Here is a 24,258-nt window from a genome sequence, read left to right on the forward strand (position 1 = left end):
CGCCCTATCGGCCCTGGCTCAGGGTCGGACGGCCGTCGCCTCGGCCGCCTGCTGTGACGCCTCGAGTCGCCCCATCCCCCCTGGGCTCAGGGTCGGACCACCTTCCCTCCGCCGCCTGCTGTGACACCCCCGCGGCGACATCCGCCGCCTGGCTATGACACCGGGGGTCGCCCCACCCGTCCCGAGCTCAGGGCCGCACGGCCGTCGCCTCCGCCGCCTACTGTGACACCCCCGCGGCGACATCCGCCGCCTGCCGTGACGCCCTCGCCGCCCCGCCCGCCCCCGCCTCAGGGCCGCACGGCCGTCGCCTCCGACAGCAGCTCCCGCGCCGTGGGGAGCGCCTCGGCGCGGTCCTCGGGGACCAAGCCGATGCGGGTACGGCGGTCCAGGAGGTCCGACTCGTCCAGGGCGCCCTCGTGCCGGACGGCCCACAGCAGTTCGGCGCGGGTCACCGGGTGGCCGGGCAGCACGGGCCGGGCCAGGGCGGAGTCCTCGGTGGCGAGCGCGTGGACGGCCTCGGCCTCGGTGCCGTAGCGGCGCACCAGGCGCCGGGGCGCGGACAGGGTGCGCAGCCGGGCGGGGGCCGCGGCGCCGACCAGCGGCAGCGCGGCGGTGGGGGAGGGCGCGGCCGGCAGGCCGCGGGCGGCGGTCGCGGCGTCCACGGCGTCCTGGGCCATCCGCCGGTAGGTGGTGAGCTTGCCGCCGACGATCGTCGTGATGCCGTCGGGGGACGTCAGCACCGCGTGCCGGCGGGAGATGTCGGAGGTGCGGGCGATCGCCCCGCCGGAGCCGTCGTGGCCGGAGGCGTCCAGCAGGGGGCGCAGTCCGGCGAAGGCGCCGACGACCTCGTCGCGGGCCACCGGTGTGTCCAGGACCGAGCCGAGCACGTCGAGCAGGAAGCCGATGTCGCTCTCGGGGACGTCCGGCACGTCCGGGATGCCGCCCTCGACGGGCTCGTCGGTGAGGCCGACGTACACCCGGCCGTCGCCCTGGGGCAGGACCAGGACGAAGCGGTTGGTCTCGCCGGGGACGGGGATGTGCAGGCCGGCCGGCAGGGTGCCGAGCCGTTCCGAGCGCAGGACCAGGTGGGTGCCGCGGGAGGGCCGGATCCGGATGCCCTCGACGAGGTCGCCGGCCCACACCCCGGTCGCGTTGATGACCGCGCGGGCCCTGATCTCGCCCTCCTCGCCGGTGAGTTCCTCCCGGATCCGGGCGCCGGTGCCGGTCAGCTCCAGCACCCTGACCCGGGTGAGCACCCGCGCCCCGCGCGCGGCGGCCGTGCGGGCCAGAGCGGTGACCAGCCGGGCGTCGTCGGTCACCTTGCCGTCCCAGGACAGCAGTCCGCCGCGCAGCCCGGCCGTGCGTACCGAGGGCGCCAGGTGCCGGGCCTCCGTCGCGGACAGCCGGCGCGGGGCGGGCAGGACCTGGCGCGGGGTCCGGGCGGCCAGCCGCAGCATGTCACCGGCCCGGAAACCGGCCCACGCCAGCGAGGCCTGGGCCCTGGACACGAGCGGGGTGAGCGGCAGGACGAAGGGCTGGGCGGCGACCAGGTGCGGCGCGGTCCGGGTCATCAGCACGCCGCGCTCGACGGCGCTCTCGTGCGCGACGTCGAACTGCGCGGAGGCCAGATAGCGCAGCCCGCCGTGGATGAGCTTCGAGCTCCAGCGGGAGGTGCCGAAGGCGAGGTCGTGGGCGTCCACCGCGACGACGTCGAGACCGCGGGCCGCCGCGTCCAGCGCGACCCCGGCCCCGGTGGCGCCGAGCCCGACGACCAGGACGTCGGCCACCCTGCCGTCGGCGGCCTCGGCGAGTTCCCGGCGGCGGCGGTGCGCGCTGAGGGACGAGCCGGCGTCGGCCCTGGTATGGCTCATGGCGTGAGGGTCCTCTCCAGAAGGGTCCGCAACTCGCCGAGGAAGGCGGCGGAGTCCAGCTCCGGATCGTCCTCGTCGGTCATCGTGCGCAGGGACAGGGTGAAGGACTGCACGGTCAACAGCAGCGCGCGGGCCTGCCGTTCGACATGCCCGGGGCGCACGGAGCCGTCGGCGTGGCCGTCGCGCAGCCCGTCGGCCAGCAGTGCCAGCAGCGCCTCCTGGCTGGCTCCGCGCCGGTCGAGCACGTAGGGCAGCAACAGCTCGGGATCGACGTCGACGATCTTGCGGAACAGCGGGTGCGCCCGGAAGGCCTCGACGCCCGCCACCAGTCCGTCCACGATCCGGGTCCGGGTGTCCGTGCCGGCCGTGGGCTCGGGGATCGCCCGGGTGGCCACCTCGATCCACTCACGGGTCATCAGATCGCCGACCAGGGTTCGCAGATCCGGCCAGCGCCGGTACAGGGTCATCCGTGAGACGCCGGCGCGGCGGGCCACGTCGGCGAGGGTGGTGCGGCGGACCCCGACGGCCAGCACACAGTCGCGCACCGCGTCGAGCACGTGATCGTTGTCCGAACCGTTGTGACGAATAGGCGTCATGTGTCACAGTGTAACGCCCCGGGGCGGGGCGGAGCTGACACCGTCGGCCCGGACCCGGCCGCCGGCCGTCGCGCGAACCGAGCACCACCGAGCACACCGACCTGTGAGGACGACCCTTCAATGGACATGCTGTGGAACGGCTGGGGCGACCCGGCCAAGGCGGCGCCCCTGCCCGAGGCGGTGACCGGACTGCTGCGCGACCTGCTCGGCGTCAAGCCCCGCAGCACCCCCGACCTCTCCCTCGAGGACATCGGCCTGCCCGCCCCCGCGGCCGGCCCCGCCGCTCTCGCGGCGCTCGCCGAAGCCGTGGGCGGCGAGGACCACGTCCGCACCGACACCGAGAGCCGCGTCCGCCACACCCGCGGCAAGTCCACCCCCGACCTGCTGCGCATCCGCACCGGGGACTTCTCCGACGTGCCGCAGGCCGTGGTCCTGCCGGGCTCCCACGACGAGGTCCTCGCCGTCCTGCGCGCCTGCGCCGCGCACGGCCTCGCCGTCGTCCCCTTCGGCGGCGGCACCTCGGTCGTCGGCGGACTCGCCCCCCAGCGCAGCGCGTTCGTCGCCCTGGACCTGGGCCGCATGAACGGCCTGCTCGACCTGGACCCCGTCTCGCGCACCGCCGTACTCCAGCCCGGCCTGCGCGCCCCCGAGGCCGAGGCGCTCCTCGCCGGACACGGCTTCACCCTCGGCCACTTCCCGCAGTCCTTCGAGTGGGCCACCATCGGCGGCTTCGCCGCCGCCCGTTCCAGCGGCCAGGCGTCCGCCGGATACGGCCGCTTCGACGAGATGGTCCTCGGCCTGACCCTCGCCACCCCCGAGGGCACCCTCGAGACCGGCCGCGCCCCGCGTTCCGCCGCCGGCCCCGACCTGCGCCAGCTCATCCTCGGTTCAGAGGGCGCCTTCGGCGTGATCACCTCCGTCACCGTACGGATCCGCCCGCTGCCGCGGACACGGATCTACGAGGGCTGGCGTTTCGCCTCCTTCGACGAGGGCGCCGCCGCGCTGCGCAAGCTCGCCCAGGACGGCCCCCGGCCGACCGTGCTACGCCTGTCGGACGAGACGGAGACCCTCATCGGCCTCACCCAACCCGACGCCATCGGCGGCGACCTGTCCCAGCGCGGCTCCGGCTGCCTGGCCATCACCGGCTACGAGGGCACACCCGAGGACACCGCGCAGCGCCGGGCACAGGCGGCCGCCGTCCTCACCGCCTGCGGCGGCACCCTCCTCGGCGCCGAGCCGGGCGAACGCTGGGCCCACGGCCGCTACTCGGCGCCGTACCTGCGCGACGCCCTGCTCGACGTCGGCGCCTTCGCGGAAACCCTGGAGACCGCCGCCTTCTGGTCCCGCATCCCCGAGCTGTACAGGGCCGTGCGCACGGCCCTCACCGACACCCTCACCAAGGCCGGCACGCCGCCCCTGGTGATGTGCCACATCTCCCACGTGTACGAGAACGGCGCCTCGCTGTACTTCACGGTCGTCAGCGCCCAGGGCGAGGACCCGGTGGCCCACTGGACGCCCGCCAAGCACGCGGCCAACGAGGCCGTGCTCGCGGCCGGCGGCACCATCTCCCACCACCACGGAGTCGGCACCGACCACCGCGACTGGTACGTTCGCGAGGCCGGACCGCTCGGCATCTCGGCGCTGCGCGCCGTCAAGCGCCGCCTGGACCCCGAGGGCCTGCTCAACCCCGGCGTCCTGCTCCCCACCGACTGACCCCGCGCCGTACGACCGACACCACCCCCGTACGCCGACCCACCGGGCCCCGGCCGACCCATCCGATCCGCCTGCTTCGGAGGCACCCCGATGCGCCAGTTCACCGCCGTCGTCAACCCCACCGCGGGCGGCTCCACCGGGGCGGCGACCCTGCTGCACCTGGCCCGGCTGCTGCGCGAGGCCGGAGCCGGGCTGGAGACGGAGTACAGCCACAGCCTCGCGCACGCCCAGGACATCGCCCGCCGCGCCGGTGAGCGCGGCCGGACCGTGTTGGCCGTCGGCGGCGACGGCATGGCCGGCGGCATCGGCGGCGCGCTCAGCGGCACCGGAACCGTCCTCGGCCTGGTGCCCGCCGGACGCGGCAACGACTTCGCCCGCGCCCTGAACCTGCCCGCCGACCCCGCCGCGCTCGCCGGCATCCTGCTGCACGCCGAGCCCCGGCCGGTCGACACCATAGAGGTGGAGTCGGCCGGGCGCCCGCGCACCGTGGTCCTGGGCAGCGTCTACGCCGGCGTGGACGCCGTGGCCAACCGGTACGCCAACCACGCCCGGCTGCTGCGCGGCTCCGCCTCCTACTACGCGGGCGGCCTGCGGGCCGTCACCACCTGGCGGCCGGCCGACTACCGCGTCACCGTCGACGGCGAGGAACACACCCACCGCGGCTACACCGTGGTCGCCGCCAACTCCCCCTACTACGGCTCCGGCCGGCTCATCGCCCCCGACGCGCGGGTCGACGACGGCCTGCTGGACGTGGTGATGATCCGCGAGGCACCGCGCAGGCTGTTCTTCGCCCTCATGAACGAGCTGAAGACCGGCGGCCATGTGCACCGCCCCGAGGTGCGCGTGCTGCGCGGCAGGGAACTGCGCATCGAGGCGAACAGACCCGTGCCCTACGGCGCCGACGGCGAGGTCGACGCCACCCTGCCGGTCACGGTCCGGGTACGGCCCGCGGACCTGCCGATGCTGTACCGACCAGCCCCATGAGCCAACGGACCGACGAGGCACCCGGTCCCGGGAAGTGACACCGCGTCGGTGCAGGACCGGCCGGCCGTGGGTAGGGGAGGGGCACCCGGCCGAGTGCGCCGGGGGAGGGGTTGGTCGGTCATGACGCTGGAACCCGCCGCGGGCGCGGTGCAGGCGGTCGTGCTGTACGACGGACGGCTGCTGCTCGTGGAGGACGGCGGCTGGGCACTGCCGTCCGGTACGCCCCAGCCCGCCGAGTCGCCCGCGGCCACCGCGGCACGCGTCGTCTACGAACTCACCGGGTACCTCGTCGACGGCACCGAGCCGCTGACCCCGGAAGACGGTGTGTCGGCGGTGGTGTGCCAGTTGCTGAGCGAGACCCCGTCGGACGGAGCGAGCCTCGCGCCGGACCGGGTGCGCTGGGCGCCGATACCCGAGACCGCCGGCGTGACACTCCCGGCGGTCGTACACGAGTACCTGCAGGGACACACGCCCGTGTGAGCAGGCCGCGCCCACCTGATAACCGACGCCTATCGCCTCATCGAAAAAGCCGCTTTGACGTGCCCTGGGAATGGGACGGATGCTGCCCCGCAGTGGCCACCGGAGAAAGAGGCGCACCGGAACATGAGCGGTATCGAGGACCCTGACGACGATCTGACCGTCACCCCGCCCAAGCGCTGGGCGACCGGTGTCCCGGCGGTGACGCACGCGCTGGAGTACTCGCTGGGGCAGACGACCGTACGACGGACCGCACTGACCCTGCTGAACATCAACCAGACCAAGGGATTCGACTGCCCGGGATGCGCCTGGCCCGAGCCGGCACCGGACAAGCGGCACCGCAACGAATACTGCGAGAACGGCGCCAAGCACATCAGCGACGAGGCCACCTCGCGACGGGTGACGGCCGAGTTCTTCCGCCGGTACTCGATCGCCGAACTCGGCGCGAAGTCGGACTACTGGCTCAACCAGCAGGGCCGGCTGACCGAGCCCATGATCAAGCGGTCCGGCGCCGACCACTACGAACCCATCGGCTGGGACGAGGCGTTCGACGTGCTCGCCGGAGAGCTCCGCCGCCTCGACTCCCCGGACGAGGCCCTCTTCTACACCTCCGGCCGGCTGAACAACGAGGCCGCCTTCCTGCTGCAGCTCTTCGCCCGCGCCTACGGCACCAACAACCTGCCGGACTGCTCCAACATGTGCCACGAGTCCAGCGGTTCCGCGCTGATGGAGACGCTCGGCATCGGCAAGGGCAGCGTCTCGCTCGACGACATCCACACCGCCGACCTCGTCTTCGTCGTCGGACAGAACCCGGGCACCAACCATCCGCGCATGCTCACCGCGCTGGAGGAGACCAAGCGCAACGGCGGCAAGGTCGTCGCCGTGAACCCGCTGCCGGAGGCCGGGCTCATCCGCTTCAAGCACCCGCAGAAGGCACGCGGAGTGCTCGGCCGGGGCACCGCGATAGCCGACCAGTTCCTGCAGATCCGCCCCGGCGGCGACCTCGCCCTCTTCCAGGCCCTCAACCGGCTGCTGCTGGAGGCGGAGGACGAGCGCCCGGGCACCGTGCTCGACCACGCCTTCGTCGCCGCCCACACCACCGGCTTCACCGAGTTCGCCGACCACGCCCGGAAGGTCCCCTGGGAAGACATCCTCGCCGCGACCGGGCTGACCCGCGAGGAGATCGAACGCGTCCACGACCGGGTGCTGGAGAGCAGGAAGGTCATCGTGTGCTGGGCCATGGGCCTCACCCAGCACAAGCACGGAGTCCCCACCATCCGCGAAGTCGTCAACTTCCTGCTGCTGCGCGGCAACATCGGCAGGCCGGGCGCAGGCGTGTGCCCGGTGCGCGGCCACAGCAACGTCCAGGGCGACCGCACCATGGGCATCTGGGAGCGCATGCCCCAGAGCTTCCTCGACGCCCTGGGCCGCGAGTTCGGCTTCACCCCGCCCGCGCGGCATGGACTGGACTCGGTCGACGGCATCCGGGCCATGCGCGACGGCACGGCGAAGGTGTTCCTCGGCGTCGCCGGCAACTTCGTCCGGGCCACCCCCGACAGCCATGTCACCGAGGAGGCGATGCGGCGGTGCCGGCTCACCGCGCACATCTCCACCAAGCTCAACCGCTCCCACACGGTCTGCGGTGACATCGCCCTCATCCTGCCCACCCTCGGCCGCAGCGACCGCGACATCCAGGCGTCCGGCGAGCAGTTCGTCACCGTCGAGGACTCCATGAGCGAGGTGCACGCCTCCCGCGGACGCCTGGAGCCGGCCTCCCCGCACCTGCTCAGCGAGGTCGCCATCATCGGCCGGCTGGCCCGCCGGACCCTCGGGGAGACACCGGACATCCCCTGGGAGGAGTTCGAGGCGGACTACGGCGCCGTCCGCGACCGCATCTCCCGCGTCGTACCGGGCTTCGAGGACTTCAACGCCCGGGTGTCCAGGCCCGGCGGCTTCCGGCTGCCCAACCCGGTCAACCGGCGTGTCTTCCGCACCCCGAGCGGCAAGGCCGTCTTCACCGTCAACGAGTTCACGATGCCGCACATCCCCGAGGGCCATCTGCTGCTGCAGACCCTGCGCTCCCACGACCAGTGGAACACCGTCCCGTACGCGATGGACGACCGCTACCGCGGCATCCACAACGCCCGCCGGGTCGTGCTCGTCAACCCCGACGACCTGGCCGCCCTCGGGTTCGCCGACCGCGACCGGGTGGACCTGGTCGCCGTCTGGCACGACGGGCTGGAACGCCGGGCGGAGGACTTCCGGGTCGTCGCCTACCCCGCGAGCCGCGGCTCGGCGGCCGCCTACTACCCCGAGACCAACGTCCTGGTACCGCTGGACAGCGTCGCGGACATCAGCAACACCCCCACCTCCAAGGGCGTGTTGATCCGTCTGGAGCCCGCGCGGGCCGCCGGCCGGGCCGGCTGAGACACCAGCACAGGGCGGACAGGAGCAGGACCATGGGACGAGTGACGGTGCGCCGGAGGGTGCTGCGGATCCGCGACGGAGTGCCCGCGGGCCGGCCGGACACCCTGGCCGCCGAGGAACCGATGGAGATACGGGTCGGCGGGCATCCCCTCACCGTGACCATGCGCACCCCCGGCGACGACTTCGACCTCGCGGCCGGGTTCCTCGCCGGCGAGGGCGTCGTCCACACCGCCGACGACATCACCGCGATCCGCTACTGCGCCGGCGCCACGGCGGACGGCGGCAACACCTACAACGTGGTGGACGTCGCCCTGGCCCCCGGCGTGGCCCTGCCCACCGCGTCACTGGAGCGCAACTTCTACACCACCTCCTCCTGCGGCCTGTGCGGCAAGGCGAGCCTGGACGCGGTGCGCATGGCGTCCACATGGTCCGTGGCCGAGGACCCGCTGAGGGTGGGCCCGGAGCTGCTGGCCCGTCTGCCCGAGCGGCTCCGCGCGGCACAGAAGGTCTTCGACAGCACCGGAGGCCTGCACGCGGCCGGCCTGTTCACGGCCGACGGCGAGCTGCTGTGCCTGCGGGAGGACGTGGGCCGGCACAACGCCGTCGACAAGGTCGTCGGTCACGCCCTGCGGTCGGGTCTGCTGCCGCTGCGCGGCACGGTGCTGATGGTCAGCGGTCGTGCCTCCTTCGAGCTGGTGCAGAAGGCCGTGCTCGCCGGGATCCCGCTGCTGGCCGCCGTCTCGGCCCCCTCCTCGCTGGCCGTGGACCTGGCCGCCGAGAGCGGGCTGACCCTGGTCGGCTTCCTGCGGGGCACGTCGATGAACGTGTACGCCGGCGAGGAGCGGCTGCAGCCGCAGCCGGTGGGCTGACGGCGTGCCCCTCGCCCGCTAGCGCCCCGGATCGCCGGGCACGCGCTCCAGGGCGGAGGCCACGTCCGTGGTGCGGGCGATGTCCGTCAGCGCCCTCGCCATCACCGACCCCGGCTCCCGGGCGGCGATCACCAGACCCACGGGGACCGACGCCTCGGGCTCGACCAGCGGCACGGTCCGCATGCCGTGCGGGACACCGAAGACATGCAGCCAGGCATGCGGTACGACGGCCGCCCACCGCCCCGTGCGCACATGGGCGAACAGCGCGGCCACGGAGTCCGTCTCCAGCCGCGGCGAGGGCTGCGTCCCGGCCTGCGCGAAGAACTCGTCCAGGACGCGGCGGCCCTGCATCGCCGGGGTCAGCATGCACAGCGGCAGCCGCGACGCCTCCGCCCAGGTCGCGGTCGTACGCCGGGCCAGCCCGTCGGCGGCCGTCAGCAGCAGGACGTACCGCTCCTGGTACAGCGGCACCGTGTGGAAGCCCTCCGCCACGTCCTCACGCAGATAGGTGACCCCGGCATCCAGCTCGAAGTTCTGCAGCTGCCGCAGGATGTCCACGGACTGCATGTCCGCCGTGACCTCCACCGTGACCAGCGGATGCGCCGCGCAGAACGGGCCGGTCAGCTGGGCCACGGCACCGGACGCGGTCGGCACCGTACCGATCCGCATCCGGCCGCTCAGGCCGCTGCGCAGGACGTCCACCTCGTCCTTGAGGGCGTCGCGGTCGGCGAGGATCCGCTGCGCCCACACGACGATGCGCTCCCCCTCGGGGGTGAGGCCCTCGAACTTGCGGCCGCGCCGTACCAGCGGTACGTCGAGTTCCTCCTCCAGTTTGCGCAGCGCCTCCGACAGGGCGGGCTGCGAGACGTAGCAGGCCTGGGCGGCACGGGCGAAGTGCCGCTCGCGGGAGAGGGCGACGAGGTATTCCAGCTGGCGAAAGAGCACGGCACGGGTCTACCCGACGGCCTCCCGCAACGCCAATTCCGGGCCGTGAGCCCGACTGTCGGTCCGCCCGACCGCCCATCCGCCCGTCCGCGTCCCGCCGTAACACGGCGGCACCGTGACGGCGACTCGTGTCCTGCGTTTGCGGTGCCGTGGCCGCCGGGGTTCAGTGATTACGGACCCCGGAACAACGATCCCCGCGGATCACCGGCCTCCCCTCGCGCCCAGGAGCTGTCATGTCGATGTCGTTCGGTGCACCGTTCGGTTCGTCGGATCCCTTCAGCGAATTGTTCAACCGGTTCTTCGGGATGTCACCGGCGTCGTCTCCTCCGGCGGTGCAGCGGGTGCCCATCGGCAGGCTGCTGACGGAGTCCGCGCAGGAACTGCTCAGTCTGGCCGCGCGGCGGGCCGTCGAGGACGGCACCTCCGACCTGGACACCGAACACCTGCTGTGGGCGTCCGCCAAGGTCGAACCCTCCCGGCGGCTGCTTGCGCAGGTGGGCGTCGACCCCGACCGGCTCGCGGACGAGATCGCCGAGATCCTCCCCCGGGAGTCCGGCGAGCCCTCCTCGCAACCGGGCCTCACCCCCGCGGCCAAGCGCACCCTCCAGGCCGCGTTCGCCCGGTCGCAGGCGGCCGGTGTGTCGTACATCGGCCCCGAGCACATCCTCGGCGCCCTGCTCGGTGACAGTGACACGGGCGCCGCCAAGCTGCTGCGCGCCGAGGGCAGCGACACACGGAAACTGTCGGACCTGACCGACCAGGCCGCCCGCGGCAACGGCACTCCCGCCGAACGGAAGAAGACGCCGGCGACGACGCTGGACGAGTACGGCCGGGACCTGACGGAGGAGGCCAGGGCGGGGAAGCTGGACCCGGTGGTGGGACGGAGCGAGGAGATCGAGCAGACCGTCGAGATCCTCTCCCGGCGCTCGAAGAACAACCCGGTGCTGATCGGCGAGCCGGGCGTCGGCAAGACGGCGATCGTGGAGGGCCTGGCGCAGCGGATCGTGGCCGGGGAGGTCCCCGACACCCTCAAGGACAAGAGGGTCGTGGCTCTGGACCTGTCCGGGATGGTCGCGGGAGCGCAGTACCGGGGGCAGTTCGAGGAGCGGCTGAAGAAGGTCATCGAGGACGTCCAGGCGGCCCAGGGCCGGATCATCCTGTTCATCGACGAGTTGCACACCGTGGTCGGCGCCGGCGCGACGGGGGAGGGGTCGATGGACGCGGGCAACATGCTCAAGCCCGCCCTCGCCCGCGGTGAACTGCACGTCGTGGGCGCCACCACGATCGACGAGTACCGCAAGTACGTGGAGAAGGACGCGGCGCTGGAGCGCAGGTTCCAGCCGGTGATGGTGCCGGAGCCGACGGTGGAGGAGACGGTGCAGATCCTGGAGGGCCTGCGCGACTCCTACGAGGCGCACCATCAAGTCCGCTTCGACGACGCCGCGTTGGTGGCGGCGGCGGAGCTCTCCGACCGCTACATCACCGACCGGTTCCTGCCCGACAAGGCGATCGACGTGCTGGACCAGGCCGGTGCGCGGGTACGGCTGCGCAGCGCGGGCCGGTCCACGGAGGTGGTCAGCCGCGAGGACCGGATCGCGCAACTCCGCCGCGAACTCGAACAGGCCGTCTCCGTCGAGGACTTCGAGAAGGCGTCGGAGCTGAAGCGGCAGATCGCCGAGGTGGAGGGCGAACTCGCGGGCATCGAGGAACGCCGGGAGGGAGTGGTGTCGGTGACGGCGGCGGACATCGCCGACGTCGTCTCCCGCCGCACCAAGATCCCGGTCTCCCAGCTCACGGCTAGCGAGAAGGAGAAGCTGCTCAGGCTAGAGGAGGAGATGCACGCCCGGATCGTCGGCCAGGACGAGGCCGTCACCGCGGTGTCGCAGGCGGTACGGCGCAACCGGGCCGGCATGGGCGACCCGAACCGGCCGGTGGGCTCCTTCCTCTTCCTCGGCCCGACCGGCGTCGGCAAGACCGAACTCGCCAAGACCCTCGCCGAGCTGCTGTTCGGCGAGGAGGACCGCATGGTCCGCTTCGACATGAGCGAGTTCCAGGAGAAGCACACCGTCGCCCGGCTCGTCGGCGCCCCTCCCGGTTACGTGGGATACGAGGAGGCCGGCCAGCTGACGGAGAAGGTGCGCCGCCAGCCGTACAGCGTCGTGCTGTTCGACGAGGTGGAGAAGGCGCATCCGGATGTGTTCAACACCCTGCTGCAGATCCTGGACGACGGCCGGCTGACCGACGCGCAGGGCCGCACCGTCGACTTCCGGCACTGCGTGATCATCATGACGTCCAACATCGGCGCGCACCGGATCCTGGACCACAAGGGTGATGTGTCGGAGCTGAAGGACGTGCTGATGGAGGACCTGCGCACCAGGTTCCTGCCGGAGTTCCTCAACCGGATCGACGACATCATCATCTTCCATGGCCTGACCGAGGAGGACCTCGGGAAGATCGTGGACCATCTGCTCGACCAGAGCAAACGCCGCGTCCACGCCCAGGGGATGCGACTGGAGGTGACCGAGGCGGCCAAGAAGCTGCTCATCGCCCACGGCCACCAGCCGGAGTTCGGCGCCCGTCCGCTGCGCCGCACGATCCAGGCGGAACTCGACAACCGGATCGCCACGCTGCTGCTCAGCGGCGAGGCGGAGCCCGGCGACACCATCGTCGCCGACGTCGAACACGACACACTGCACTGCAGGGTCCACCGGAACGACGGCTCCCCCGAGGAGGGCTGATCCCTCGCCGTTCATCCGTCCTGGCCCTGCTCCCCGATCGCCACCACGACCGCGCTCGACGGGCCGTCCGGTGTGTCGAAGCTGACCGAGTCACCGGGGCGGTGTCCGAGCAGGGCGCGGCCCAGCGGGCTGCCGGAGGTGACCAGGGTCTGGTCCATGGCCTCGGCGATCTCGCCGATCTGGACCGTCTCCACCGAGCCGTCCGGGAAACGGACGGTGACCGTGCTGCCCACGCCGACCACGTCCGTGGGGGCGGGCCCGGCGACGTCCGCCTGGCGCAGCCGATCGGTGATGGCCTCGATACGGCGGTCCAGCCGCTCCAGCTGAGTGGCGCGCTGCAACTGCTCGGCCTGGTCCGCCTGGTCGCCCACGTCCGTCCGGTCCCGCAGGGTTCCTGCGACGAGCCGGCGTTCGTCGTGCAGGTCGGCCAGCTCTTGCTCCAGCGCGCTGCGGGCAGCGGCGCTGATCGGCTGCGGGTCACCGGTCATTCCGGCTCCTCTGATTCAGGGGAGGAATCTTGATGAGACGGGCATTTTTCGCATCGTACCAACGGGGGTCCGCGGTCGTGCTCCCTGACGCCTGCGGGCGGGTGGACGCTGCGGTGGAGGCTCGCCACATCCGGATATACGGTGTTTCCAGTTGTTCCCCGTACTCCTCTGCCTCTCCGTCCAGGAGGTTTCCATGTCCTCGAAGCGACGCCGGAAGAAGAAGTCCCGCCGCAACCACGCCGCCAATCACGGCAAACGCCCTCAGTGCTGAGTGTGCCTGTTACCGAGGCGGGAGCCGGACCCGCTGCCGGAACGGGCCGACACGACACTGACACCGCCTGACGCACCAGCACGATGGCGCCATGTCAGCGAGGCCGTCGTCCGGCGAGTCCCGGCGCCGTGGCCCAGTCAGGGATACAGCTTCTGCCGCGCGGCGAGCATCGCGACGAACTTCTCGATGCGAGCCGTCCGGGTCTGCGGCCTCTTGGCGTCCTGGATCCGGTAGAGGATCGCGTACCGGTTGCGGCTGTCCAGGGTGGCGAAGAAGTCCCGCGCCTGCGGCACGGCGTCCAGGGCGGCGCGCAGGTCCTCGGGAACCGTCGCCGTGCTCTGCGACTCGTACGCCGCCTCCCAGCGGCCGTCCGCCTTGGCCTTCTCCACTTCCCGCAGGCCGGCGGGCCGCATCCGGCCCTGTTCCATGAGCTCGGTGGCCTTCTGCCGGTTCACCCGCGACCATTTGCTGCCCGGCCGGCGCGGGGTGAAGCGCTGCAGCCAGTGCCGCTCGTCCAGCTTCTTCTTCTGCCCGTCGATCCAGCCGAAACACAGCGCCGACTCCAGCGCTCCGGGGTAGTCGACACCGTCGATCCCGGAGTCCTTCTTCGGGATCTTCAGCCACACACCCCGTACGTCGGCGTGGTGCTCCTCCAGCCACTTCTCCCACGCCTCCCGCGTGGGGAAGGCAAGGATCGGATCGGCCCCGCTCGCTGCTCCACCCGTCCGCGCGTCACTCGGCATGCGCCACATCAAAACCCACCCCCGTGGCGCGGTCAATCAGGGGGCCGAACGCTGAGCGAGGCGGCGTTTCAGTCGGCCAGCTCCGGCTTGCCGAACAGGGCTGCGTAGCTGGACGGGAGCTGGCTGATGACCTGGTTCAGTTCGCCTCCGCTGATGCTGTCGGCGACCGTGCTCAGGACCGCGCCCGAGTCCCACTGGGCCGTACGCGGCCTGCCTCCGGTCCGCTCGGCGATCCGCCGGTGGAACTCCTCGATGCCGAAGCTCTCCGCCCGCTCATGCTTCGCCTCGGCCAGGCCGGGACCCAGCGGTCCGGGCAGCTGGGAGGCGAGGTCGTCGATCTCCCCGGGACTGATCCGCTCCGCCAGCACGCTCAGGACGGCCTCCGTGACCTCGGCCGCCTCCGCCTGGCTGTGGTACTCACCGCGCTCGCGCACACGGGCGAGGAACTCGTCGTACCTCATGACCGCCACCTCCGTGTCGGGCCTCCCGCTCCCAGTACCCAGCCCGCCGGGCGATGCACGGCTCATGTCGTCCTCAGGCGGGCGGGTCAGCGGTGTGCGTCGACGGTCCCGAGGGAGTCGAGCCAGCGCAGGAGGCGGGCTCCTTCGCGGGTCATGACGTCCGGGTCGCGCAGCGCGTTGGCCAGGAGTGACATGCCCTGGTAGGCGCAGACGAGGGTGAGGGCCAGACCGTCCGGGTCCGGGGCGCCCAGCTCGCGGAACTGGCGTCCGGCCCAGTCCAGCAGCTGCCGGATCACCGCGCCCGCCTCGGCGTCGAGGACACCGTCGGCGCGCTTGTCGAGTTCGACGGCCAGGGTGCCGGTGGGGCAGCCGTGGCGTGCGGCGACGTCGCGCTGGTCGACCCAGGCTTCGACCAGTGCCTTCAGCCGGTCCCGCGGATCGTCCAACTGCTCGAGGTGACCGGTGAGTTCGTCCAGGTGCGCGCTGTGCTCGGACAGCGCGGCCCGGACCAGTTCGTCCTTGGTCTTGAAGTAGTAGTAGACGTTCCCGACGGGGACGTCGGCGTCGCGGGCGATGTCGGCGAGGGTGGTGCGTTCGACTCCCTGCTCGTGCAGAACCCGCGCCGCAGCGGCCGTGAGCCGCCGGCGCTTCTGTGACGCCTGGGCGCGCCGATTCACTGAGTTGGTCACCCAACTGACTATAGACAGCCGCCGGTGGCGACGTGCTACGGTCTTGTTAGTAAGTTGACTAACTAACAAGGGGGAAGCGATGATCACGGTGACGGGCGCCACGGGCAACATCGGCCGGACGCTGGTCGACCTGCTGGCCGCGGCGGGCGAGGAGGTCGTGGCAGTGTCCCGGCAGCCGCGGACCGCCGGCACTCCGGCCGGTGTCCGATGGTCCCGGGCCGACGTCGGGGAGGCCGCGAGCCTGCGCCCCGCCCTCGAAGGCGCCCGAGCGTTGTTCCTCATGCTCGGCGGAGAACTCAACCACCGGGGCGAGAGCCCGACCACCCTGCTGGACGCGGCGGCACAGGCCGGGGTCGAGCGGATCGTCCTCGTGTCCTCACAGATCAGCGCCACCCGCCCCGATGCGCCCTCGCACGCCCGTCTGCGGGAGTTCGAGGCCGCCGTGCGCGCCTGGGGACGGGACTTCACCGTCCTGCGGCCCTCCGGGTTCGCCTCCAACGCCTTCGCATGGGCGGAGACGGTCCGCGCCGAGCGCACGGTCTTCGCGCCGTTCGGCGACGTGGCGCTGCCCGTCATCGACCCGGCGGACATCGCCGCGGTCGCCGCGGCCGCCCTGCGCGAGGACGGCCACGCCGGCCGTGTGTACGAGCTGACCGGCCCGGAACCGATCAGCCCACGCCGGCAGGCCGCGGCCATCTCCGAGGCCCTGGGCGAGGACGTGACCTTCGTGGAACTGTCCCGCGCCGACGCCCAGGCCCGCATGGCACGGTTCATGCCGGAGCAGGTCGCCGCCGGCACGCTCGACGTCCTCGGCGCCCCGCTCCCGGCCGAACAGCGGGTCAGCCCCGCCGTGGACACCGTCCTCGGCCGCCCGGCCGGCCCCTTCGCCGACTGGGTCGCCCGCAACCTTCCGGCGTTCCGCTAGCGGGTCTTGCCCGGGCACGCGGGCCCGCGCGTGCCCGGGCATCGCCGGCCGTCATCCACCCGGGCGGATCCCTGCATGCGCCCCGGCATCTGGTCACTGAGCGCACGCCGTCTCGACATACGCCGACCGAACCAGCGGATCTTCACTCGGCCAGGGGGCGCACCGTCCGAGTGCACGGCGCGCCCCGCTCCCTCATGCCGCGTACCCGCCGTCCACCGCGAGTTCGGCGCCCGTCACATACACGGCGTCGGGTCCCGCCAGATAGGCCACGGCGGACGCCACCTCCTCGGCCGTGCCGAAGCGGCCGAGGGCGGTCATGGCCGCCTGGGCGTCGGCGAAGGGACCGTCCACCGGGTTCATGTCCGTGTCGGTCGGCCCCGGATGCACGACGTTCGCCGTGATCCCTCGCCCGCCCAACTCGCGTGCCAGCGCCTTCGTCAGTCCGACGACGGCCGACTTGCTCATCGCGTACAGGGTGCTGCCGGGACCCGGCGTGTGATGGGTCGTACAGCTCCCGACGGTGATGATCCGCCCGCCTGATGCCATGAGTGCGGCAGCGGCCTGGGCGGCCAGGAACATGCCGCGGATGTTCACCGCGATCAGCCGGTCCACGTCGGCGAGCGACAGGCTCTCCAGCGGGCGCATCAGCCCCACGGCCGCGTTGTTCACCAGGACGTCCAGGCCCCCGAGCGCCTCGGCCGCACGGCCCACCGCGCCCGCCGCCTCCTCCGCGTCCCCGGCGTCGGCGCGCAGGGCCACCGCCCGCCGCCCCAGGGCCTCGACGGCCCGCACCACGTCCTCCGCCGCCTCCTTCCCCTGCACATACGTCACCGCGACATCCGCGCCTTCCCGCGCCAGACGCAGTGCCGCCGCCGCCCCGATGCCCCGGCTGCCACCGGTGACCAGGACCTTCTTACCGTCAAGCGTCGTGTGTGAAGTCATGCCTCCATCTCAGCGGCCAGGCGCACGGAACACTGGCGGCGAACGGACGTCGACCTGCGGGGCGGGAGCGGCCGGGGGTGGGTCGGCCGTGGGCGGCCGTCTGCAGCGCGGCGACGATCAGAGTCGCGGGCGAGCTGCCCATGACCTCCACGCCGCGGCCGCGCGGCATCTTTTAGGAACTAGCGGCGGCGCGTGGGCGGTTTGCCGGCCGGCGGGAGGGGGCCGGCCATCTTGAGTGTGCGAAGCACGGGTGCGGTTTCCAGCGTGTGGATGGCCTTCAGGGTGCCCAGGCGTTCGGTGAGGTAGCGGTGCAGCGCCGCCGGGTCGGAGCACAGGGCGTGGGCGGTGAGATTGTGGGGGCCGGTGACGGCGGCCACGTAGGCCAGCTCGGGGTGCCGGGCCAGGGTGCGGGCGACCTGGTCGAGGTGGGCGGGGGCGACGGACATCCACAGGAGCGCCTGCGTGGTGACGCCCAGCAGGGTGGAGTCGAGTTCGACGTCGAAGAAGAGCCGTCCGTCGGCCCGCAGTTGCTCCAGTCGGCGTGCGACGGTGGCGGGTGACCAGCCGGTGGCTGCGGCAAGGCCGCTCAGGCTCGCCCGGCCGTCGCGCTGGAGGGCGGCGAGCAGGTCGGAATCGGCATCGGTGGGGGCTTTCCGTATCCCAGGGGCGTCGGTGACAGAGGATGCCTCGGCTACGGCGGTGCGCAGGCGGCGTTGCTGCGCGGCGTCGAGGGCCTGTTGATGGCCGGACCAGGCGGTGGGGCCACCGAGGTAGGTGTGCAGGACGCAATGCGCGGAGACGGCGGTGATGCCGGCCGTGCGCGGGATGTCGTGCAACAGCAGCGCGTGCCCGGCGGGCCCGTCGCTGGTGGAGGTGTGCACGATCGCGACGATCTCGGTGCCGCCCGAGGCGAGTTTGACCCAGGAGGTGTCGGCGCGGCGGGCCAGCGCGTCGGCAAGGTCCTGGGCGGCGCGCGGGCCCGCGGTCAGCCGTAGCAGCCACTGGGTGCGGTCGCTGCGCTGGGGCTCGGTCAGGCCGACCACCCGCAGCGCGGCGTCTGCGCACAGCCGCCGGTAGCGGCGGGAGATCGTCTGCGCCGAGACGCCGAGGACGTCGGCGATCGCGCTGAACGGGGCCCGCCCGTCGATGCGCAGGGCGTGGAGGAGACCACGGTCGATGTCGTCCAGCATGTGGAAATCATGCACCAGAGACATTCCCATGGAATGATTCAGCGATTCAGGCGTCCACAGTGGAGGCGGCCCGGTGCCGGCGCGCACTGTCGGGCGCATGTCGTACTCCACCACCCCGCCTCCGCGGCGGCGCTGGGCCGCGCTCGCCGTGCTGCTGGTCGCCGAGGCCATGAACCTTCTCGACGCCACCATCATGACCGTCGCCGCCCCCGTGATCCGTGCCGGTCTGGGCGGCCCTTCCTCCAGCATCCAGTGGTTCAGTGCCGCCTATACCTTGCCGTTCGCCGTCTTCCTGATCACCGGCGGGCGACTGGGTGACATCGTCGGCCGACGGCGGGTGTTCCGCCTCGGCATGGCCGGATTCGTCCTCGCCTCACTGGGGTGCGCGCTCGCACCGACCACGGCGGCGCTGATCGCGCTCCGGGCGGTGCAGGGCTCGGCGGCAGCGCTGATCATCCCGCAGACCATCGGCATGATCCGTGCCATGTTCGCCGGCCCCGAACTGGCGCGGGCCATGGGCACCATCGGCCCGGTCATGGGGCTTGCCGCGGTAACCGGCCCGGTGGTCGGCGGCGCGCTGACCCAGGCGGATGTGCTGGGTTCCTCCTGGCGCGCGGTCTTCCTCGTCAACGTTCCCCTCGGCGCCGCCGTGCTGGCGGCCACACCGCTGCTGCGCGAGGACCGTGCCGCGCGCCTGCCGCGGCTGGACCACGTCGGCACGGTGGTGGCGGTCCTGGGCAGCAGCCTGCTGGTCTATCCGCTCATCCAGGGCGGCGCCCATGGCCGGCCGGGCTGGTGCTGGGCCATGCTCGCCGCCGGCGGCGCGGTGCTGGCGGGCTTCGCCGCACATCAACGGTCCCGGGCCCGCGGCGGCCGTAGCCCGCTCATCGAGCCCGGCCTGTTCGCCGACCGCGGCTTCACTGCCGCGCTGGTGTCCAGTGTGCTGTTCTTCGCGGTGGTGGGCGGTCTGATGCTGGTGGCCGTGCTGCAGATGCAGCTGGGCCTGCACCGCGACGTGCTCTCGGCCGGCTTCACGCTGCTGCCCTGGTCCGCCGCGATGGCGCTGTCGTCCTGGGGCGCCGGCGCCTGGCTCGTACCCCGCTACGGAGCCCGACTCATGAGCGTCGGCCTGCTGGCCCTGCTCGCCGGAGTCGTATCGGCCGCCGCCGTGTACGCCACGAGCCCGCCCGCCTCCTACCCCTGGCTGGTGCTGCCCGCGCTGGCCGTGGCCGGGATCGGTCAGGGCCTGTACGCCGTGCCGTTCTTCACCACCGCTCTGCACCGCGTCCGCCCGCACGAGACGGGCTCCGCCGCCGGCCTGCTCAACGCGGTGCAGCAACTCGGCGGCACGCTCGGCGTCGCCCTGCTCGGCAGCGTCTTCTTCCATGCCGCCACGCCCGGCGAGCCCACCCCGGCCGCCGCCGCGCTCACCGGCGCCCGCAACGCCTTCTGCCTCGCCGCCGCGCTCATCCTGGCCACCGCAGTGACCACGGCCCTGATGCTCCCGCGGCGGCGCCCATCGCCCACGAGCGGGGATCAGCCTCCCGTTTCCGATGCCATGGTCAGGCGACGGCTTCGGAGCTGAAGGGCCGTCACCCGATCAGGGCTTCGAGAGCTGGTGCGAGGACACCCCGTCCGAGCCGGCGCGGGCCCGCCGGTGGGCCGCGACGCGTTCCCGGGTCGCGCAGCGCCGTGAGCAGTACCGGCGTTCCGGGCCGGGGCCCTGGGTGATGAAGACGTTCCGGCAGGCGGCGGACGCACAGGTCCTGCCCGGTGGCAGCTGGCGGTCCCAGACGAGGACGGTCAGGGCCAGGCAGGACGAGGCGAGGAACCACTCGCCCCAAGGGGCGTCGTCATCGCGGTCGAGATGGGGATGCCAGGGCGTTCCGCCGCCGTGCGAGGTGAGGCGGAGCGGCCCGGTGTGCGCGCCCAGCAGGCGGTTGAGGGCGACGGCGGCCTCGTCGGTGTCCTCCGCGGCGAAGACTTCCCGCAGCCGCGTTGCTGCCTCGCGCATCTCCGTGACCTCCCCAGGGGTCAGGTCCACGGCGCCCGTCTCGCCGTACGCGCGGAGCACTTCCGCCACCCGGCCCGGATCCGGGCGCTCTTCGGCGAGGGCGTTGACCAGGGCGGCGGTGCGGCGGGCCATGGTCAGCACGGAGTGCCGGGTGGACCAGTCGGCGTCGTTGCTGGGGGACACCCGCGCACTGTAACGCATATTGTGGAGTTTTCAGTTACCTGCGTAACGTCTCGCCCGTGACAAGGCGTTACGCGATGGCGTGCTATTCCGCGGGGGCCGTGGTCGCCCGCGTCGGCGACGAGATGTCGGGGCCGGCGCTGATGCTGGCGGGTTACGCCGTGGCCGGTTCGGCGGCGCAGGCGTCGGCGCTGCTGGCGGGCATCACGGCCGCCGCGGCGGCGGGCGGTCCGGTGCTCGGCGCGGTCCTCGACCGGCAACGGCGGCCGGGGCGGCTGCTGGCCGCGGCGCTCACCCTCTATGCCGCCGGGCTGGTGTCGATCCTGGCCGGGCTGAGCCGGCTGCCGTTCACCGTGACCGTGGCGATCGCCGTGCTGACCGGACTGCTGGGCCCGGCACTGTCCGGCGGCTGGACGGGGCAGTTGCCACGGGTGGTGACCACGGACCGGCTGCCCCGGGCCAACGCCTTCGATGCCATGACCTTCGGCCTGGCGAGCCTGACCGGTCCGGTCCTCGCCGGCGGCCTGGCCGAGGCGCTCGGGGCCTCGATGGCCGTCGTGGCGTCGGCGGCGCTGATCGGCTCGGCGGCGCCCGCCGCCTGGAGCCTGCCGGCACGCCGTCCGCCGGGGCGGCAAGCGCAGCGGGGTCCGCTGATCGGCGACCTGGCCGCCGGGGTGCGGGTCATCGTGCGCAATCCCCGCCTGGCGCGGGCGACCCTGACTTCGGTCGTGTGCTGCGCCGCGCAGGGCATGCTGACGGCCTGCCTCCCGCTCCTGGGCGAACGCGCCCTCGGCGCAGCGGGACGCGGCGCGCTGCTGCTGTCCTGCGCCGCTGTCTCCGCGCTGGCGGCCAACGCCGTACTGGCACGTTTCCCGCGGTCCGTCGCCCCCGACGCGATCATCCCGGCCGGAGCGCTCGTCCAGGCCGGCGCCTTCGCGCTGGCGGCGACGGCCCGTCCGGCCGCACTCGTCCTGTCCCTGCTGCTGGCCGGGATCGGCGAAGGGCCGCAACTCACCGCCCTGTTCGCGGTACGCCACCGTGAGGCTCCGGACGCCCTGCGCGGCCAGATCTTCACCACCGGCGCCAGCTTGAAGATCACCGCGTTCGCCTCGGGCGCGGCGCTCGCGGGCCCGCTCGCCGGCTGGTCACTCCCCGGCGCCCTGGTCACCGCGGCGGGGGTGGCCGCCTGTGCGCCGCTCGCCTCCCTCGCCGTACCCGACGCTCGCCCTCCTTGCCGTACCCGAACCCCCCATCACCCCTGACCGGCAACCGGCGCACCGGCAGCGGCGGTGAGATCAGCGAGAGAGCGGGCGTAGGTCAGGCCGGGGCGGCCGGACAGCGTCGTCTCGCCGACGACCGTGAACCCCGAGCGCGCCAGTACGGCCCGCGAGGCCGCGTTGTCGACCCTGGCCGCGGCATGCAGCACCCTCAGCCCGTAACCGCGGGCGGCACGGACGCAGATCTCCCGCACGGCCCACGTGGCAAGTCCCCGGCCCGCGGCGCGCTGTGCGATCCGGTACCCGAGATCCGCGCCGCCGTCCGCGACGTCCACGAGATTGATCCGTCCCAGCACCTCGCCCTCGGCGCCGACCACCACATGGAAGTAACAGGCCCCGGTCTCCTGCTCGGCGAGCAGGGCGCGGTGCCGCTCGTCGAAACGGGCGAAGTAGTCATCGCCCCGGTCGGGGATGGACGCCGCGAAATAGGCCCTGTTCTCCCTCTCGAAGGCGAGCAGCGCGGGAGCATGAGCCGGGCGGAGCAGCTGTATCTCGGGCATGACAGGGAATATAGGCAAGTTGTACGTGTAAACCATAACGATATCGGCCCAGCCCTTGTGTGCCCGCCGATTCGCTTTAGCCTCCGGGCATGGCATTTCTCTCCAGCCGCCGCAGAAGGGCCCGCCTCGCTCCTGAGCTGGACGACCAGGATCTGGGCAAGCTGCTGAAGTCCCTTGTGGCGACCACCAGGACCGGCACCATCGCGACCACCGAGTTGTGCGTGGCGCAGATGTCCCGCCTCCTGGAACAGGATCCGGGCGACTGGGACCGCCGCACGCACCGCCTGGACGTCCTGGCCGGATACCTCGTCGGATCGCATCTGCCGCGCTCCTGGGCCACCCGTGAGCCCGGCAACGTGAACGCGCTCGTACTGCAGGCCTGGACCCGGGTCGCGCAGGCCCGCGCCCAGGGGAGTCCGGAGGACCCCGCCGGCACCGTCGAGATGTGTCTGCGCGCCGCCGAACTCGCCCCCGAAGACCCCACTCCCTGGGTGGCTCTCCTCGCCCTGGCGCGTCTGGAACGCCGCCGTCAGGCCGAGGTCTTCGCGGTGTGGAACGAGGTGCTCGCGCGTGACCGCTGGAACCGCGAGGCCTATCTGAACATGCTGTCCTACCTCAGCCCGGACGAGGGGGGCTCGCGCATCCAGGTGCTGGAGTTCGTGGACACCCTGCGCGCCCGTGTGCCCGCCAACGCGCCCTGCGTGGCCACCGAACTCACCGCGCAGGTCGACCAGTACCACGCCATCCTCGACCGCGGCGGAGTCGAGGCACTGGTCGCGCGGAACCACTGGTCCCACGTCACCGCCGCGCAGGCCCTCGACCGCGCCGCGCACTCCTGGATCCAGCCGGGGTTCCTCCGCCACGCCAAGGCGCTTGCCGATCTCAATCTCCTCGCCTACGCGTTGGTGGCCGCGGACCGGCGCGCCGAGGCGGGTTCCGTGTTCGAGGCGATCGGCGGCGTGGTCACGGCATGGCCGTGGCAGGCCGGCGGCGATCCGGTGACCGAGTTCGAGACGACGCGCCAGAAGGCCACCGCCGGGATGTGAGCGGAACATCCTCCTGACGTTCCGTCAATTCCCGTTGTCACTCGGAGGCTACTGGATCGCCCCGTTCCGAAACCCCTGGCACTCGGTGCTGCGGGACGGGGCGATGCGGCAACGGCTCATCCGGCGGCGTCGGACGGGGACTTCTCCGTGTTCTCCGATGTCGGCTGGGAGGTGTTGGTGACGGTGTAGAAGACGGACGAGCCCTGCTTGCTGCGCTGGGCGTTGTTGCGGGCCACCAGGTTCTCCAGCGTCGTGCGGATGACCTTGGTCTGGATCTCCCGGTCGGGATGCGCCTTGCCCAGCGCCTCGGCGACCTCCGCCGCGGACCGGGGCTCCTGCTGGTCGGCGAGATGGCGGCGGACGAGCTCGATGAGGGTGGGCTGAGCCGCCTGACCGGACTCCTTCTTCGCGGACGCCTTCTTCGGCGAGGTCTTCGCCGCCGCGGGCTTCTTGGCGGGCTGCTTCTTGCGCTCGGCCGGCTCCGGGGCCGACTTCTTCGGCGCGCGGCGCGGACCGGTAGCGGTGGTGGACTTCTTGCGCGGGGCCGGTACGACGGCTCCCTCGGCCGGGGCCGTTGCGCCCACCGAGGCCGCGACACCGAGGGCCTGCCGCATGTTCACCAGGATGGTCTGGTCGTGCTGCAGCGCGGCCAACTGCTCCTGCAGCGCCTGGATTTCGGCGGTGATGCGTTCCTGTTCCTTGACGTTGTGCTCGAGGTCGTTGGTCACCTGGCTGACGTACTGCGAGGCCAACTCGGTGACGGGTGCGGTGGGCTCAGGCATCTGTGGCTCCAATCGTGACTCGGGTGCGCTCCGCTGCCTGCTGTTGTGGCGAGCGTGGAGCGGCAGTTGTCCTGCGGGTCCCCCGACACATGGATGATACGGATGGTCCGGCGGTTTTCACCGAGTGAAT

The 24,258-nt window shown here is 72.5% G+C and carries 22 protein-coding genes; 10 read left to right on the top strand and 12 right to left on the bottom strand.

Features of this window, described 5'->3' with window-relative positions:
* Positions 1-287 precede the first annotated feature (287 nt).
* Both AB0950_RS21920 and AB0950_RS21925 read right to left on the bottom strand, forming a co-directional pair.
* Positions 288-1,871: a glycerol-3-phosphate dehydrogenase/oxidase gene (locus tag AB0950_RS21920; RefSeq protein WP_366779249.1), complete on the bottom strand. Its 1,584-nt coding sequence runs from the start codon at positions 1,869-1,871 to the stop codon at positions 288-290.
* Positions 1,868-2,467, bottom strand: coding sequence for a TetR/AcrR family transcriptional regulator (locus AB0950_RS21925; protein WP_360156105.1), 600 nt, complete (start codon positions 2,465-2,467; stop codon positions 1,868-1,870). Before AB0950_RS21925 ends, AB0950_RS21920 begins: the two co-directional genes overlap by 4 nt.
* A 120-nt stretch (positions 2,468-2,587) precedes the next feature.
* Here AB0950_RS21925 and AB0950_RS21930 point away from each other — a divergent pair, with 120 nt between their 5' ends.
* The 5 genes from AB0950_RS21930 (at position 2,588) to fdhD (ending at position 8,937) form a co-directional block, all read left to right on the top strand.
* On the top strand, positions 2,588-4,180 hold the full coding sequence (locus tag AB0950_RS21930) for an FAD-binding oxidoreductase (protein ID WP_366779250.1): 1,593 nt from the start codon (positions 2,588-2,590) through the stop codon (positions 4,178-4,180).
* Between the two features lie 90 nt (positions 4,181-4,270).
* Positions 4,271-5,164, top strand: coding sequence for a diacylglycerol kinase family protein (locus AB0950_RS21935; RefSeq protein ID WP_360572922.1), 894 nt, complete (start codon positions 4,271-4,273; stop codon positions 5,162-5,164).
* 120 nt (positions 5,165-5,284) lie between these two features.
* Positions 5,285-5,644 carry an NUDIX domain-containing protein gene (locus AB0950_RS21940; protein WP_360572920.1) on the top strand — a complete coding sequence of 120 codons (360 nt, stop codon included), beginning with the start codon at positions 5,285-5,287 and terminating at the stop codon, positions 5,642-5,644.
* A gap of 123 nt (positions 5,645-5,767) precedes the next feature.
* A complete protein-coding gene (locus AB0950_RS21945) occupies positions 5,768-8,068 on the top strand; it encodes an FdhF/YdeP family oxidoreductase (protein WP_366779251.1) in 2,301 nt (766 codons plus the stop codon).
* A gap of 32 nt (positions 8,069-8,100) precedes the next feature.
* Positions 8,101-8,937, top strand: a complete 837-nt coding sequence (fdhD, locus tag AB0950_RS21950) for a formate dehydrogenase accessory sulfurtransferase FdhD (protein ID WP_360156090.1) — start codon at positions 8,101-8,103, stop codon at positions 8,935-8,937.
* An 18-nt stretch (positions 8,938-8,955) separates the two neighbouring features.
* Here fdhD and AB0950_RS21955 read toward each other — a convergent pair whose 3' ends face one another.
* On the bottom strand, positions 8,956-9,882 hold the full coding sequence (locus AB0950_RS21955) for a LysR family transcriptional regulator (RefSeq protein ID WP_360156087.1): 927 nt from the start codon (positions 9,880-9,882) through the stop codon (positions 8,956-8,958).
* Positions 9,883-10,115: 233 nt separating this feature from the next.
* On the opposite strand from AB0950_RS21955, the gene AB0950_RS21960 reads away from it, so the two are divergent.
* A complete protein-coding gene (locus AB0950_RS21960) occupies positions 10,116-12,620 on the top strand; it encodes an ATP-dependent Clp protease ATP-binding subunit (RefSeq protein ID WP_360156084.1) in 2,505 nt (834 codons plus the stop codon).
* 11 nt (positions 12,621-12,631) lie between these two features.
* Here AB0950_RS21960 and AB0950_RS21965 read toward each other — a convergent pair whose 3' ends face one another.
* The 4 genes from AB0950_RS21965 to AB0950_RS21980 form a co-directional block, all read right to left on the bottom strand.
* Positions 12,632-13,108: a GreA/GreB family elongation factor gene (locus AB0950_RS21965; RefSeq protein ID WP_360156081.1), complete on the bottom strand. Its 477-nt coding sequence runs from the start codon at positions 13,106-13,108 to the stop codon at positions 12,632-12,634.
* A 408-nt stretch (positions 13,109-13,516) separates the two neighbouring features.
* A complete protein-coding gene (locus AB0950_RS21970; protein ID WP_360156078.1) occupies positions 13,517-14,122 on the bottom strand; it encodes a YdeI/OmpD-associated family protein in 606 nt (201 codons plus the stop codon).
* A gap of 68 nt (positions 14,123-14,190) precedes the next feature.
* Positions 14,191-14,583, bottom strand: a complete 393-nt coding sequence (locus AB0950_RS21975) for a DUF2267 domain-containing protein (RefSeq protein WP_360156075.1) — start codon at positions 14,581-14,583, stop codon at positions 14,191-14,193.
* A gap of 86 nt (positions 14,584-14,669) precedes the next feature.
* Positions 14,670-15,272, bottom strand: coding sequence for a TetR/AcrR family transcriptional regulator (locus AB0950_RS21980; protein ID WP_366779252.1), 603 nt, complete (start codon positions 15,270-15,272; stop codon positions 14,670-14,672).
* A gap of 79 nt (positions 15,273-15,351) precedes the next feature.
* On the opposite strand from AB0950_RS21980, the gene AB0950_RS21985 reads away from it, so the two are divergent.
* Positions 15,352-16,197 carry an NAD(P)H-binding protein gene (locus AB0950_RS21985; protein ID WP_366779253.1) on the top strand — a complete coding sequence of 282 codons (846 nt, stop codon included), beginning with the start codon at positions 15,352-15,354 and terminating at the stop codon, positions 16,195-16,197.
* A 192-nt stretch (positions 16,198-16,389) separates the two neighbouring features.
* Here the strand turns inward: AB0950_RS21985 and AB0950_RS21990 are convergent, their stop codons facing one another.
* Positions 16,390-17,139 carry an SDR family oxidoreductase gene (locus AB0950_RS21990; protein WP_360156066.1) on the bottom strand — a complete coding sequence of 250 codons (750 nt, stop codon included), beginning with the start codon at positions 17,137-17,139 and terminating at the stop codon, positions 16,390-16,392.
* 179 nt (positions 17,140-17,318) lie between these two features.
* Positions 17,319-18,329 (bottom strand): AsnC family transcriptional regulator, encoded by a 1,011-nt coding sequence (locus AB0950_RS21995; RefSeq protein WP_366779254.1) that lies wholly within the window; start codon positions 18,327-18,329, stop codon positions 17,319-17,321.
* A gap of 97 nt (positions 18,330-18,426) precedes the next feature.
* Here AB0950_RS21995 and AB0950_RS22000 point away from each other — a divergent pair, with 97 nt between their 5' ends.
* Positions 18,427-19,914 carry an MFS transporter gene (locus AB0950_RS22000; protein WP_366779255.1) on the top strand — a complete coding sequence of 496 codons (1,488 nt, stop codon included), beginning with the start codon at positions 18,427-18,429 and terminating at the stop codon, positions 19,912-19,914.
* 15 nt (positions 19,915-19,929) lie between these two features.
* Here the strand turns inward: AB0950_RS22000 and AB0950_RS22005 are convergent, their stop codons facing one another.
* Positions 19,930-20,544 carry a CGNR zinc finger domain-containing protein gene (locus AB0950_RS22005; protein ID WP_360156057.1) on the bottom strand — a complete coding sequence of 205 codons (615 nt, stop codon included), beginning with the start codon at positions 20,542-20,544 and terminating at the stop codon, positions 19,930-19,932.
* 56 nt (positions 20,545-20,600) lie between these two features.
* Between AB0950_RS22005 and AB0950_RS22010 the strand changes: the two genes are divergently transcribed.
* Positions 20,601-21,785, top strand: a complete 1,185-nt coding sequence (locus AB0950_RS22010; RefSeq protein ID WP_366779256.1) for an MFS transporter — start codon at positions 20,601-20,603, stop codon at positions 21,783-21,785.
* Here the strand turns inward: AB0950_RS22010 and AB0950_RS22015 are convergent.
* The gene (locus AB0950_RS22015; protein ID WP_360156051.1) at positions 21,776-22,300 is read right to left on the bottom strand and encodes a GNAT family N-acetyltransferase; all 525 of its coding nucleotides are present in this window, start codon (positions 22,298-22,300) and stop codon (positions 21,776-21,778) included. The two genes, AB0950_RS22010 and AB0950_RS22015, sit on opposite strands and share 10 nt — an antisense overlap.
* Positions 22,301-22,389: 89 nt before the next feature.
* On the opposite strand from AB0950_RS22015, the gene AB0950_RS22020 reads away from it, so the two are divergent.
* Positions 22,390-23,346 carry a hypothetical protein gene (locus tag AB0950_RS22020; protein ID WP_360156048.1) on the top strand — a complete coding sequence of 319 codons (957 nt, stop codon included), beginning with the start codon at positions 22,390-22,392 and terminating at the stop codon, positions 23,344-23,346.
* A gap of 116 nt (positions 23,347-23,462) precedes the next feature.
* Here AB0950_RS22020 and AB0950_RS22025 read toward each other — a convergent pair whose 3' ends face one another.
* Positions 23,463-24,128 (bottom strand): hypothetical protein, encoded by a 666-nt coding sequence (locus AB0950_RS22025; RefSeq protein ID WP_360156045.1) that lies wholly within the window; start codon positions 24,126-24,128, stop codon positions 23,463-23,465.
* Positions 24,129-24,258: the final 130 nt, after the last annotated feature.

It is taken from the genome of Streptomyces sp. NPDC007189, from assembly GCF_040703635.1.
Classification (GTDB): Bacteria; Actinomycetota; Actinomycetes; order Streptomycetales; family Streptomycetaceae; genus Streptomyces.